Here is a 12,494-nt window from a genome sequence, read left to right on the forward strand (position 1 = left end):
AAAACGTCTATTGTCGCGGCTGCGCCACGCCCGCCCCCGCAGCCCCGGGTTGCGCGGCCTGGCGGAACAGGAGCCAGGCCACGCCGATGGCGCACAGGTAGGCCGCGCTGGTGCTGGCCGCCGCGCCCAGCGCGCCCCAGCGCGGCACCGCCAGCAGGCAGCCCAGGGTGTTGAGCGCGAGCGACAGCGCCGCGATCAGCCCCGACAGGTGCGGCCGGCCCAGGTGGTTGGTGAAGAAGGCCGACAGGCTCGACGCCGCCGCGTAGGCCGCGATGCCCGGCAGCAGCGCGGCCAGTGGCGGCAGCACCCCGGCGTAGGCCGGCCCCAGCACGCGCGGCAGCGCCAGCGCCGCGCCTCCCCACAGCAGCGGCGCCGCGACGGCCGCCACGGCCATGTTCAGCCGCGCCGCCTGCCGTGACGTGCGCGCCGCGCCGGCCGTGTCGGGCTGGCCGATGCGGTGATAGGCCGACATGGTCAGCGCCGAGGACAGCAGCCACAGCAGCTCGGCCACCTGCACCGCCACCGAGTACACGCCCGCGGCGGCCAGGCCCTCGTGGCGCTCGACCAGGAACAGCGTCACGCGGTAATTGAGCAGGCTGACCACGTTGGTGACGCCGATCTCCAGCACGAAGCGCGCGTCGCGCCGCACCGCGCGCCAGGGTTGCGGCGCCTGGGCGGGCGCGGCGCGCAGCGCCGCCGCGGCCGTGCCCACGCCCACCAGCGCCTTGGCCGCCACCCAGGCCGCGAGCACCGGGCCGAGCAGGTCCTCGCCCTGGCGCGGCAGGAGCAGCAGCGCGCCCAGCACCAGCGCAGGGGCGGCCACCTGCGGCAGATTCATGGGGCCCATGCGGCCCTGCCCCAGCCACAGCCCGCTGGCGGTGGACACCAGCAGCAGCAGCGGCGCCGCCAGCGCCATCAGGTGCAGCCGGTCATACGGTGCGCTGCGGGCCTGCGCCGCCATGGCCAGCAGCACGAGAGCGGCGACGGCGCCGAAGCCCACCGACACCAGCAGCCAGCGCCGCAATCCGCCGCCCGGCGCCTCCTGGTGGTGCGAGATGCGCCGGGCCAGGGCCAGGCCGAAGCCGGAGCCCAGCGTCAGCAGCACCGACTCCACGGTCACGAACAGCGCGAAGGCGCCCTGCACCGCCGGCCCCAGGCGTGCCACGTGCACCATCAGCGCCAGGCCCAGCGCCACCGTGGCGACGCGCGCGAGCAGGTTCAGGCTGGCGCCACGGGCCAGGCCGGCAAGGGACATGGGGAGTGAAAAGGTCGGCAGCGAGGGGGCTGCATTGTCGCCGCGCGGGTTGGAACGGGCTTCTTCCCGTGGCCCCGCAAAGGCTGCAAGACCTCACGGCGCCGGCGCAGCCTCACTCCAGGCCGCCCAGCCTCCCCTGCCTACAATCCGCCCTTTTTCGCCGCGCAGCCTTTCCGCCATGAGCAGCCACGACCTTCCCCAGACCGACGACAACAAGCTCATCGCCGAGCGGCGCGAGAAACTGGCCGCCCTGCGCGGCCGTGGCGGCGTGACCTTCCCCAACGACTTCAAGCCCACGCACGCCGCCGCCGAGCTGCAGGAGCGTTTCGGCCAGCAGCCCAACGAGGAGCTGGAGCCCCAGGCCATCGCCGTGGCCGTGGCCGGGCGCCTGATGCTCAAGCGCGTCATGGGCAAGGCCAGCTTCGGCACGCTGCAGGACGCCTCCTTCGGCCCCACCAGCGGCCGCATCCAGCTCTACGTCTCCAAGGCCGACGTCGGCGACGAGGCCTACGAGGCCTTCAAGCACAACGACCTGGGCGACATCCTGGGCGCGCAGGGCACGCTGTTCCGCACCCGCTCGGGTGAGCTCTCCATCAAGGTCACGCAGCTGCGCCTGCTGACCAAGAGCCTGCGCCCGCTGCCGGACAAGTTCCACGGCATGGCCGACCAGGAGCAGAAGTACCGCCAGCGCTACGTGGACCTGATCACCGACGAGGCCGCCCGCGCGCGCTTCGTGGCGCGCAGCAAGGCCGTGAGCTCGATCCGCAACTTCATGGTCGATCACGGCTTCCTGGAGGTGGAGACGCCCATGCTCCACCCGATCCCCGGCGGCGCGAACGCCAAGCCCTTCGTGACGCACCACAACGCGCTGGACCAGGAGATGTTCCTGCGCATCGCGCCGGAGCTGTACCTGAAGCGGCTGCTGGTGGGCGGCTTCGAGCGCGTGTTCGAGATCAACCGCAACTTCCGCAACGAGGGCATCTCGGTCCGGCACAACCCGGAATTCACGATGATGGAGTTCTACGCGGCCTACTGGAACTACCACGACGTGATGGGCTACACCGAGCAGGTGATCCGCCACGCCGCGCGCCAGGCCACGGGCAGCGCCACCGTGACGTACCAGGGCCGCGAGGTGGACCTGGAGCAGCCCTTCGCGCGGCTGTCGATCCGTGACGCCATCGTCAAGTACGTCCCGGAGATCGGCGCCGAGCGCATCGACGACCCGGCCGCGCTGCGTGCCCTGCTCAAGCAGCATGGCCACGAGGCACCGGCGCACTGGAACCTGGCGCAGCTGCAGTTCGGCGTGTTCGAGGAGTTCGTCGAGCACCACCTGTGGGCGCCGACCTTCATCGTGGACCACCCGGTGGAAGTGAGCCCGCTGGCGCGCGCGGCGGACGCCGACCCGACCCGCACCGAGCGCTTCGAGCTCTACATCACCGGCCGCGAGATCGCCAACGGCTTCTCCGAGCTCAACGACGCCGAGGACCAGGCCGAGCGCTTCCTGTCGCAGGTGAAGAACAAGGACGCCGGCGACGAGGAGGCGATGTACTTCGACGCCGACTTCATCCGCGCGCTGGAGTACGGCATGCCGCCGGCGGGCGGCTGCGGCATCGGCATCGACCGCCTGGTGATGCTCATCACCGACAGCGCCAGCATCCGCGACGTGATCCTGTTCCCCGCGCTGCGCCGCGAGGGCGGCCACAACGGCCAGTGAGCTGACACGCCGCACGAGCCGGACGGCGCCCTGCCGGACCGGCCCTCATCCAGCGCACGGCGCCGGCCCGGGGCAAACCCGCGCCGGCGCCGCTTTCTTTGATCCAGGTGAATCTCCGCGCTGCGGCGGCCCGCCTACGCTGCACGCCATAAAGAGATCGCGGGGAGGGGCAGGTTCTTCTTTGGAACAGAGGCCCGGATGGATCAACTTCTCGAATCGCTGTCCGACATCGAAAACGCCTGCTGGACGGAGCTGGAGCGTGCCAGCGCCGAGCGCGGCCACCCCTGGCGCACCATGTCGCTGGCCACCACCGACGGGCGCGAGGCGCATGCGCGCAGCGTGATCTTGCGCGAGGTGGACCGCGAGGCGCGCGAGCTGCTGTTCTTCACCGACGCGCGCAGCAGCAAGGTGCAGCAGATCGCGCAGTTCCCGCGCGGCACGCTGCTGGTGTGGTCGCCGCAACTGGGCTGGCAGCTGCGCCTGCGCGTGACGCTGGAGGTCGAGACCGCCGGGCTGGCCGTGTCCTCGCGCTGGGCGCAATTGAAGCTCACGCCGGCGGCGCAAGACTATTTGTCTCCCCTGCCTCCCGGCACCCCGCTGGCGCAGACCACGCCCGAGCGCGCCTCGCGCGGGCATTTCGCGCTGGTGCACGCGCAGGTGCGCACCATGGACTGGCTGGAATTGCTGCCGCAGGGGCAGCGAAGAGCTTGTTTTGATCGGAATGGCTACAAGTGGGTGCAGCCGTAGCGGGCAGACGTGTCCTAATCAAAATCGGGCAAACAAACGCTCAATACTCGCCGCCGAATTCTGGAGTATTGACTTTGATTAATTGACGACTTGGCGCGTCTGAGCAAGATGCCGCAGGCGCCGGCATTTTTAGGACGACACCTGAATCAATCGGCGCTCATCGGCCACAGGAGACACTGCCATGTCGGTCACGGATATCCCAGAGTCTGGCGCCATTCCTTATGCTTTGGGCCAGCCCTCTATCGTACGAATCCCCATCCCCGGCACCAACGGCCTCTGCATTGAATTTCGAGCCCGCGGCTGGACACCCAAAGGCGGCTCCACATCGACAATATTTTTCCAGGACATTTCAGGCAAACGGCATCTGCGACTGGACTATGGGTACAACATTGCCGCCAAGACCGTCGATTACCACTGGAATCAAGTCAAGACACATACCCAATTCGGCATCGCCAATCATGCCAGCGCGGGACGTACCGGGCAGATTGCGTTCCAAGCTGCCAAATACTTTCGGCATGTCGGTAGGGTATTGGTCGTCGCGGGTGTCGCTATTGATGTGGTGTCCGTCGTTCGAGCTGACAAACCACTGCGCAGGGCTTCCGAAGCCGTGGCCGGATGGGCAGCAGCCTGGGTTGGCTGCAAAGCCATTGGCACGGCCGGGGCCGGCCTAGGCAGTTTGGCATCTCCATTGGGAATGGCTGCTGTTGGAGTAAGCGGATGCGTCATCGGTGGCGCTGTGGGTTATTACAGTGGCGCCCAATTGGCAGGCCGTGTCTACGACTGGGCTGAAGACACGAATTTTTTCGCCGTACCGGAAGTCTTGCGGCCATGAGCGTCACCCTGCTCTATTCACCACAGACACCAGTTTGTTCGCACTGGCAGCTGGGCAATTTGCAGGAATCGCTGGCTCTGGTCTCACTGATAGGTTGGGCTCAATACCCGCCCCCAGTGGACGCCGGTGTCCCAGATCCGGTTGCTGCTGCACTGGCCGAGGCCTTGACTGTCGTGGGCCAAGTCGTTTTTCCGTGGGCCTTAAGCGAAGGCGCCATCGCCGGCGTCATCCATGCGCAGCGACTCACGCCACCCGGTTGGGGCACCAGCCTGATATTTAGACTTAAACATTTTCCGTGCGATACCGCCTTGCTCTTTACTCGCGATCCCCAAGCAGCCCAGCACCTTTTTCACAGCGTCGGTTTTCCCTGGACGCAGCAGGGTCAGATCGTTTTGGTGTTGAATACTCAAGCCGCGTTCCCTGCACTGGGCATGGAGCAGATCGATAAACTCACCAGCGAATATTGGGCCACACAAGTGGCCACGCTAAAAATCCACGGTATCGTTGCTGCGCTGCGCCCCGGCGTGGATGGCGACGTCGCTGCTTTTCTAGCATTGAATGAGGATGTCGCAGCGATATTCCAGCAAGCGCTTCAAGCCTCATGCGTCAAATGTAACGTCAATTTCGAGCTTTGCACCGAAACCGAATTGGCAAACCGGTTGAGCGAGAACCCCAACCCTTAATCCTTTTCCACCCCCAACCCCAGCCCGCTGTGCGCCAAATGCCGCTCGATGATGGCCCGATATTCCGGCGCCAGATTGACGAACTGCAGGCCGACCAGAAAACCATATTCCCGGCCGCTCAAAATGCTGAAGGCGACGCGGCCGTAGGCCACGACGGCGTCCACGCCGGTGGTGTCGCGGGTGACGTGGAACGTGATCTCGCACATCGCGCCGGGCGACAGGTTCAGCGGCGAGACGGTGCCGATGCCGCCGCCGCTCAGGTCCACCGTGTGCACCTCGATCACCTGCAGGTTGGGCAGCTTCAGGTACGCCGTGGTGGAGAACGGCTTGCGCGCGTGCTCGCGACGCTCCGGCCCCGACGCCACCCAGTCCTTGACTTCTCTCGATCCGATCATGTTGGCGGGCTGGCTGGGGCTTGAGTGACGGCGGCGGGCCCCGGCGGGCTCAACGGGCGATGGCAGGTACGGCGATCTTAGGCATGCCCCGGCCGCGCCCGCCTTCACCGAGATCAAGACCGGCAGCCGCGCCAGGGCACGGCGCCGGCAGCGCCTCAGCGGTGCTTGAAGTTGGCCTTGCGCTTGGTGAGGAAGGCGTCCATGCCCTCCTTCTGGTCCTCGGTGGCGAACATCGAGTGGAACAGGCCGCGCTCGTAGGCGATGCCTTCGGTGAGCGTGGTCTCGAAGGCGCGGTTCACGCAGTCCTTGGCCATCAGCACCGAGGGCAGCCCGAAGCCGCAGATCACGGCGGCGGCGGCCAGCGCCTCCTCCATCAGTTTCTCGGCCGGCACCACGCGCGACACCAGCCCGGCGCGCTCGGCCTCCTGCGCGTCCATCATCCGGCCGGTCAGGATCAGGTCCATGGCCTTGCTCTTGCCGATGGCCCGCGGCAGCCGCTGCGTGCCGCCGGCGCCGGGCATGATGCCGATCTTGATCTCGGGCTGGCCGAACTTGGCGCTGTCGGCGGCGATGATGAAGTCGCACATCATGGCCAGCTCGCAGCCGCCGCCCAGCGCGAAGCCGGCCACCGCGGCGATGACGGGCTTGCGCACCTTGCGGATCGTTTCCCAGTTGCGGGTGATGAACTGGGTCCGGTAGACGTCCATGAACTCGCGCTTGGCCATGGCGGCGATGTCGGCGCCGGCGGCGAAGGCGCGCTCGCTGCCCGTCAGGATGATGCAGCCCACGCTGTCGTCGGCGTCGAAGGCCAGCAGCGCCTCGCCCAGCTCGTCCATCAGCGGGTCGTTGAGCGCGTTGAGCGCCTTGGGCCGGTGCAGCGTAATCACCGCGGTCTTGAGCGCGCCGTCCTCGCCGCCGTGCAGCGCCGTCATCAGGTTCTCGAATGCCATGCAGGGTCTCCGTAATTCAAAATCAGGGCGCGGCCACTATACGGGCCGCATCCCCCGGCTCCGGTATTGCACGATTGCTTAATGCCGCCCCGGAGCGGGCGCGGCAAGAGGGCTCAGCGCGCCTGCAGCGGCAGGCGCTTGAGGCGCAGGTCCACCCACACGTCGGCGCTCTGGCGGATGAGCAGCCGCACCGGCAGGTACTGCAGCGTGGGCGCGAACCAGGCCTCGGCCGTCATCACGTCGCCCCAGGGCTCGCGCCGCGGCTTCAGATGCACCGCCGGCAGCGTGCCCACCGGGGTCTCGATGCGCTCCTCGCCCAGCACGTCGTAGATCCACGGGTCGATGCGGCGCGGCAGCGCCAGCGGCAGCTCCAGCGTGCCGCCGGGCTGCAGCAGGCCGGGCCGCAGCGTGAACAGCCAGGTCATCTGCACGAACTGGCTCACCGAGTCCTGCACGCCCAGCAGGGGCACGCGCCGCGTTCCGCCGGACAGCACGATGGCGTCGGGCTCGAAGCGCACGCTGGCGCGGCGCGGGCTCAGGAAGCCCAGGCGCGTCTCCTCGTCGTAGCGCCGCGGCAGCAGGCCGCGCGCGCCGATCTCGCCGTCGCTGCTCATGCGCCGCCGCATCAGCGGCGCGAAGGTGGGGCCCACCACCACGTCCAGATGCACCTGGTAGTGCTTGTCCTGCAGCAGCCACTGCACCCGCGCGCTGCCGTGCACCTCGCCGCGGTACCAGCCCGAGAGCTCGTATTCGAGCTGCGTGGACGGCGGCCAGCCCTGGTGCGGGGCGGAAGCCGCTTCGGCTACCGGCGGCACGGCCTGCGCCGGCGGCAGGTCCGCCGGCGTGGAGGCCGCCTCGGCGGGTTGGGACGGGGCCGCCTCCGCCACGGCCGGGAACTCGGGGGCACTGGCAGCGGCCTCTGCAACCGCAACCGGCGCGGAGGCCGCTTCGGCTGCCTGCGTCACGTCGGGCGGCAGCGCGGGCGCCGCAGCGGCGTCCTCCGGCGCTGAGGCGGCCGAGGCGGCTTCAGCCACGGTCGCGGCTTCCTGCGGCGATGGGTTCTCAGTCTCGGGCGGCTGCGGCGGCGCCTGTTCAGGTTCGGGCTCGGGTTCCAGCTTGGGCGCCGAAGCCGCCTCGGCCACGGGCTGCGGCACGTGCGCCACGGGCGGCGGCGCGGGTGGTGGCGGTGGGGCTGCCGGCGCAGGCGGGGGCACGCTGGGCGCCAGCTCGCGCACGAAAGCCACCTCCATGGGCGGCGGCGGGGCGTCGGGCTGGGGCAGGCTCAGGGCGATGTCATCGATCAGCCAGACGTGCAGCAAGGCCACAGCCAGCACGAGCAGCAGCAGCCGCCCGCCGCGCCGGGGGCGGCGTTTCAGTGGCAGGGGGGCCTTGGGCATGCGTAGGCGGCGCCACGATGGACGGGCAAGGCGGCGCTCATTCCGGCTTCAAGTGGGAAGGTTTCCGTTCGCCCTGAGCTTGTCGAAGGGCCTGCCAGCAAACTGCAGCGGGGGCTTCGACAGGACCTGTCCTGAGCTTGTCGAAGGGCTCAGCCCGAACGGGCTTCTTCAGCAGGGACCCCGGGATCGGTTCACCCTCGCAGCCACGCCCGGCGCAGTGCCTGCGCGGCCTCGCCGGCGCCCTCGTCCACCGACAGCACCACGTTGCTGGCCGGCTGCGCCGGTGGCTCGACCTGGCAGCTCAGCACGCGCTGGCCGCGCACCAGCAGCAGCTCGAAGGGCGCGCCCACCGTGAGCCACTGCTGCGCGTCGTCGAGCCGGCGCACGCGCCAGCGGTCCACCGCCACCAGCTCATCGCCGGCCGACACGCCGGCGCGCTCCGCCGCGCTGCCGCGCAGCACCGAGCGCACCTGCACGCCGGTCACCGGGCCCTCGCTCAGGCGCAGGCCCAGCGCGGCGGCAAAGGGCAGCGGCTCCGCCTTCCAGGCCACGCCCATGCGCGCCAGCAGCGGCCGCAGGTCGAGGTCTTCCGTGCCGTGCACCCAGGCGTCCAGCTCCTCGGCCACGGAGCGGCCGGCCACCTGCTCCAGCGCCTGCCGCACGTCGTCCTCGCCGATGGGGCCGCCGCCGCTGCGCTGCCACAGGCTGCGCATCACCGCGTCCAGCGAGCCCTGGCCGGCGCCGCGCAGGGTCAGGTCCAGCGCCAGCGCCACGAGCGAGCCCTTGGCGTAGTAGCTCACGGTAGCGTTGGGGGTGTTCTCGTCGCTGCGGTAGTACTTGACCCAGGCGTCGAAGCTGGATTGCGCCACGCTCTGCACGAAGCGCCCCGGCGTGGCCAGCACGCCGTTGAGGTTCTTCGCCACCAGCTTCAGGTAGCGCGCCTCGTCGATGAGGCCGGCGCGCACCAGCAGCAGGTCGTCGTAGTAGGAGGTGAAGCCCTCGAAGAACCACAGCAGCTCGGTGTAGTTCTCCTGGCCGTAGTCCAGCCGCTCGAACTCCCGCGGCTTCAGGCGCTTGACGTTCCAGCTGTGGAAGTACTCGTGGCTGATCAGGCCCAGCAGCGTGACGTAGCCGTCGGTGAGCGCGTTGGCCGGGTTGCCGCGGCGCGGCAGGTCGCGGCGCGAGGCGATCAGCGCCGTGCTGGCGCGGTGCTCCAGGCCGCCGTAGCCGTCCTCCACCACGTTGAGCAGGAACACGTAGCGCTCGAAGGGCGCCGGGCCGTCGTCGGGGTGCCAGAAGGCGATCTGCGCCTCGCAGATGCGCCGCGCGTCGGCCAGCAGCCGCTCGCCGTCGAAGCCGGGCCAGGCGCCGGCCACCACGAATTCGTGCGGCACGCCCGCGGCCTCGAAGCTGCCGCGCCAGAAGCGGCCCAGCTCGAAGGGATGGTCGATGAGCTCGTGGTAGTCGGGCGCGGCGTAGGTCGGCGGCGCGGCCTGGACCGCGGGCATCGCGGTGGCGATCTCCCAGCCCGCGGGCAGCGTGCCGAAGCTGATCTGGTGCGGCTCGTGCTCGCGCCCTTCCACGCGCAGGCACAGGCTGGTGCCGTTGAAGAAGCCGCGGTCGGCGTCGAGGAAGGCGGTGCGCACCGAGGTGTCGAAGGCGTAGACCAGGCAGCTGACTTCCAGCGGTGCCGCGTCGCCCTGGCATGACGCCACCCAGGTGGTCTTGTCGAGCTGGCGCAGCGGCACCTCCTGCTGGCCCTGGCGCGCGCTGAGCCCGGAGAGGTGGCGGCCGAACTCGCGCACCATGTAGCTGCCCGGAATCCACACCGGCAGGCTCAGGCGCTGCTCGGCGGCCGGCTGCGGCACGGTGAGCGTGACGTGCCACAGGTGGGACGGGGCGTCTTCGACGTCGATGCGGTAGCTGATCATCGTTGCGGGCGGTGAGTGGCGTGGAACAACAGGGCCGCCGCGCCGGCGCCCCCGCGGAAAGCATCAGGCCGCGGCAGGCCGCTCAGGTGCCGGCCGCGCCGAGGAAGCAGCACAGCGCCGCGATGGCGCTGAGCCTGAAGCGCAGCGTCAGCCAGGCCTGCAGGCCCAGCCGAGGGTACACGCGCCGGTCCACCAGGTAGCAGGCCACCAGCATCACCCCATGCAGCACCAGCCCGGCGTAGGGCGGCATCAGCAGCGCCACCCAGGCGATGAGCATGGCCGTGATGGCCCAGGCGAACAGGCGCGGCTCGCGGTAGATGTAGCCCAGCCCCCAGTGGATGCCGCCGAGGAAGGAGACGATCAGCGCCGCGTAGGCGGCCAGCGCGTCCACCACGTAGGGATGCGCGTCCGGCCGCACGAACCACACCAGCAGCGCGCCGAACACGAAGGGAACCAGGCCGAGATAGCCCAGGCGCAGCGCGGGCTGCGCCGGCAGGTAGGGGCCGGACGGGGCGACAGTGACAGGCGTATGCATGTGCAACATTGTGCTGGCGCCCTCCCCGACGGCCCGCCGATCGTGTGGTCGCCGCGACAGGGCTCAGGACTTGCGCGCGCTCTCTGCCAACTGCTTCTCGACTTCGGCGGCCGAGACGGCGCCGGGCACGCGGGTGCCGTCCTCGAACACCAGCGCCGGCGTGCCCTGCACGCGGTGCTTCTTGCCGAAGGCCACGTTGCGCTGCAGCGCATTGCTGTCGCACTCGCCCATGGCCCTTGGCGGGGTGACGCCGTTGAGCATCCAGTCGCGCCAGGTCTTGGCCGGGTCCTTGGCGCACCAGATGGCCTTGGACTTGGCGTCCGAGTCGGGGCCGAGGATGGGATAGAGGAAGGTGTAGACCGTGACGTCCTTGACGCTGGCGAGGTCCTTCTCGAAGCGCTTGCAGTAGCCGCAGTTCGGATCGACGAACACCGCCAGCTTGCGCGCGCCGCTGCCCTGCTTGATCACCACCGCGTCCTTGAGCGGCAGGCTGGCGAAGTCGATGGCGCTGAGCTTGTTGAGGCGCTGCTCGGTGAGGTCGGTGCGGGTGCGGGTATCGACGATATGGCCCTGGATGAGGTGGTCGCCCTTCTCGTCCGTGTACATCACGTCGTTGCCGATGCGCACCTCCCACAGGCCCGGCACGGAGGTGCGGCTGACCTCGTCGATCTTGGGCAGGTTGGGCAGCCGATCGGCCAGGTTCTTGCGGATCTGCGCCTCCTGGGCCGAGGCGCCCAGGGCGGCCGTCGCCAGCAGCGCCGCCAGGCCCAGGGTCTGCAGATGGCGGATGGCTTGGATGGGGCGGTTCATGGCGGTTCCTTAGGTGCCGAGGGCGCGGCCGGCGAGCCAGCGCTTGAGCGGGGTGAGTTGGTTGACCAGGTTCAGGCCGCGGTTGCGCAGCTCGCGCAGCACCGGGGTGTCGTGCTCGAAGAGGTGCAGCAGCCCGTCGGTGAGCTGCTGCATCGCCAGCGTGGGCACGGCGCGCGCGCGGGCGTAGCGGCGCAGCAGCTTCTCGTCGGAGAGCGGGCGCCAGGATTCGCGCTCGGCGATGACCCGGGCCAGCGCCTCCACGTCGCCCAGGCCCAGGTTGAGGCCCTGGCCGGAGAGCGGGTGCACCACGTGCGCCGCGTCGCCCACCAGCACCCAGCCCGGCCCGCACACGCGCTCGGCGCGCGAGAGCTGCAGCGGCCAGCCCACGCGCGGGCCGCTCAGCGCCAGATGCCCGGCGGCGGCGCCGCAGGCCTCGTTGAGCGCGGCCTCGAACTCGGCGTCGGGGAGCGCCTGCATCGCCTGCGCGCGCTCGGTGGGCATGGACCACACCAGGCCGTAGGAGCAGCCCTGCCGCGGCCGGTCGAAGGGCAGCAGCGCCAGGATATCGGGGCTGCGGAACCACTGCCGCGCCACGCCCTCGTGCGGCCGGTCCGCCACCAGGCGCGCGGCCACCGCGGTGTGGCCGTAGGGTTTGGTGTGGAAGCCGATGCCCAGCGCCTCGCGTGCGGCGGAGTGCTTGCCCTCGCACAGCGCGCTGAGCGGGGCCTGCACGGGGGTGTCGGCGGGAAGCGCCGTCACATGCGGCGCGAAGCGCACGGCGGTGGCCAGGGCCTCGTCCAGCGCCTGGGCGTCCACGATCCAGGCCAGCGCGTCCACGCACTGCGACCAGGCCGAGAACTCCAGCTGGCTGTCGTGGGCGTCGCCATGCACCAGCATTTCCGAGACGGCGGTGGCGGCATCGGCCGGCAGCGCGTCCCAGACCTTCAGGCCGCGCAGCAGCCCCACCGCCTGGGCATTGAGCGCGTAGGTGCGCACGTCCGGACCCTGGGGCTGGCGCGGCGCGGCTTCCAGCAGGGCCACGCTCAAGCCCTGGCGCGAGAGGGCCAGCGCCAGGCTGCGGCCCACCGCACCGGCGCCGCGCACGGCGATGTCGTAGGAGGTCATCTCCAAATTGTAGGCAGCGCCACCAACCCACCCGGTTGACGGGATGCAGCCGGTACGATCCTGTGCTTCCGCCCGGCGTCCGGCCCCGGCATGTCTTCGTGTCCCGCCGGCGCCCTTCCC

12 protein-coding genes are annotated in these 12,494 nt (G+C 70.0%); 4 read left to right on the forward strand and 8 right to left on the reverse strand.

The window, feature by feature from the left end:
• Positions 1-7 precede the first annotated feature (7 nt).
• The gene (locus tag HHL10_RS08925) at positions 8-1,255 is read right to left on the reverse strand and encodes a lipopolysaccharide biosynthesis protein (RefSeq protein WP_169160013.1); all 1,248 of its coding nucleotides are present in this window, start codon (positions 1,253-1,255) and stop codon (positions 8-10) included.
• A gap of 178 nt (positions 1,256-1,433) precedes the next feature.
• Between HHL10_RS08925 and lysS the strand changes: the two genes are divergently transcribed.
• The 4 genes from lysS to HHL10_RS08945 all read left to right on the forward strand — a co-directional run bounded on the left by lysS (position 1,434) and on the right by HHL10_RS08945 (position 5,231).
• Positions 1,434-2,969: a lysine--tRNA ligase gene (gene lysS, locus HHL10_RS08930; RefSeq protein WP_169160014.1), complete on the forward strand. Its 1,536-nt coding sequence runs from the start codon at positions 1,434-1,436 to the stop codon at positions 2,967-2,969.
• Positions 2,970-3,167: 198 nt separating this feature from the next.
• Complete coding sequence (locus tag HHL10_RS08935) at positions 3,168-3,716, forward strand: PNPOx family protein (protein ID WP_169160015.1); 549 nt, start codon at positions 3,168-3,170, stop codon at positions 3,714-3,716.
• A gap of 181 nt (positions 3,717-3,897) precedes the next feature.
• On the forward strand, positions 3,898-4,548 hold the full coding sequence (locus HHL10_RS08940; RefSeq protein WP_169160016.1) for a hypothetical protein: 651 nt from the start codon (positions 3,898-3,900) through the stop codon (positions 4,546-4,548).
• Positions 4,545-5,231 (forward strand): hypothetical protein, encoded by a 687-nt coding sequence (locus HHL10_RS08945; protein WP_169160017.1) that lies wholly within the window; start codon positions 4,545-4,547, stop codon positions 5,229-5,231. The genes HHL10_RS08940 and HHL10_RS08945 overlap by 4 nt, the downstream gene beginning before the upstream one ends.
• On the opposite strand, the gene HHL10_RS08950 is transcribed toward HHL10_RS08945, so the two are convergent.
• The 7 genes from HHL10_RS08950 to HHL10_RS08980 form a co-directional block, all read right to left on the reverse strand.
• The gene (locus HHL10_RS08950) at positions 5,228-5,626 is read right to left on the reverse strand and encodes a PilZ domain-containing protein (protein WP_169160018.1); all 399 of its coding nucleotides are present in this window, start codon (positions 5,624-5,626) and stop codon (positions 5,228-5,230) included. The two genes, HHL10_RS08945 and HHL10_RS08950, sit on opposite strands and share 4 nt — an antisense overlap.
• A gap of 155 nt (positions 5,627-5,781) precedes the next feature.
• Complete coding sequence (locus HHL10_RS08955) at positions 5,782-6,558, reverse strand: enoyl-CoA hydratase (RefSeq protein WP_310734569.1); 777 nt, start codon at positions 6,556-6,558, stop codon at positions 5,782-5,784.
• 131 nt (positions 6,559-6,689) lie between these two features.
• Positions 6,690-7,973, reverse strand: a complete 1,284-nt coding sequence (locus HHL10_RS08960) for a DUF3108 domain-containing protein (RefSeq protein WP_169160020.1) — start codon at positions 7,971-7,973, stop codon at positions 6,690-6,692.
• A gap of 191 nt (positions 7,974-8,164) precedes the next feature.
• Positions 8,165-9,904, reverse strand: a complete 1,740-nt coding sequence (locus HHL10_RS08965; RefSeq protein WP_169160021.1) for a M61 family metallopeptidase — start codon at positions 9,902-9,904, stop codon at positions 8,165-8,167.
• Between the two features lie 82 nt (positions 9,905-9,986).
• Positions 9,987-10,439, reverse strand: coding sequence for a DUF3429 domain-containing protein (locus tag HHL10_RS08970; RefSeq protein ID WP_169160022.1), 453 nt, complete (start codon positions 10,437-10,439; stop codon positions 9,987-9,989).
• A 63-nt stretch (positions 10,440-10,502) separates the two neighbouring features.
• Positions 10,503-11,249, reverse strand: a complete 747-nt coding sequence (locus tag HHL10_RS08975) for a DsbC family protein (RefSeq protein ID WP_169160023.1) — start codon at positions 11,247-11,249, stop codon at positions 10,503-10,505.
• A 9-nt stretch (positions 11,250-11,258) separates the two neighbouring features.
• Positions 11,259-12,374 carry an FAD-dependent monooxygenase gene (locus HHL10_RS08980; protein WP_169160024.1) on the reverse strand — a complete coding sequence of 372 codons (1,116 nt, stop codon included), beginning with the start codon at positions 12,372-12,374 and terminating at the stop codon, positions 11,259-11,261.
• Between the last annotated feature and the right edge of the window lie 120 nt (positions 12,375-12,494).

The organism is Azohydromonas caseinilytica, from assembly GCF_012927045.1.
Classification (GTDB): domain Bacteria; phylum Pseudomonadota; class Gammaproteobacteria; order Burkholderiales; family Burkholderiaceae_C; genus Azohydromonas; species Azohydromonas caseinilytica.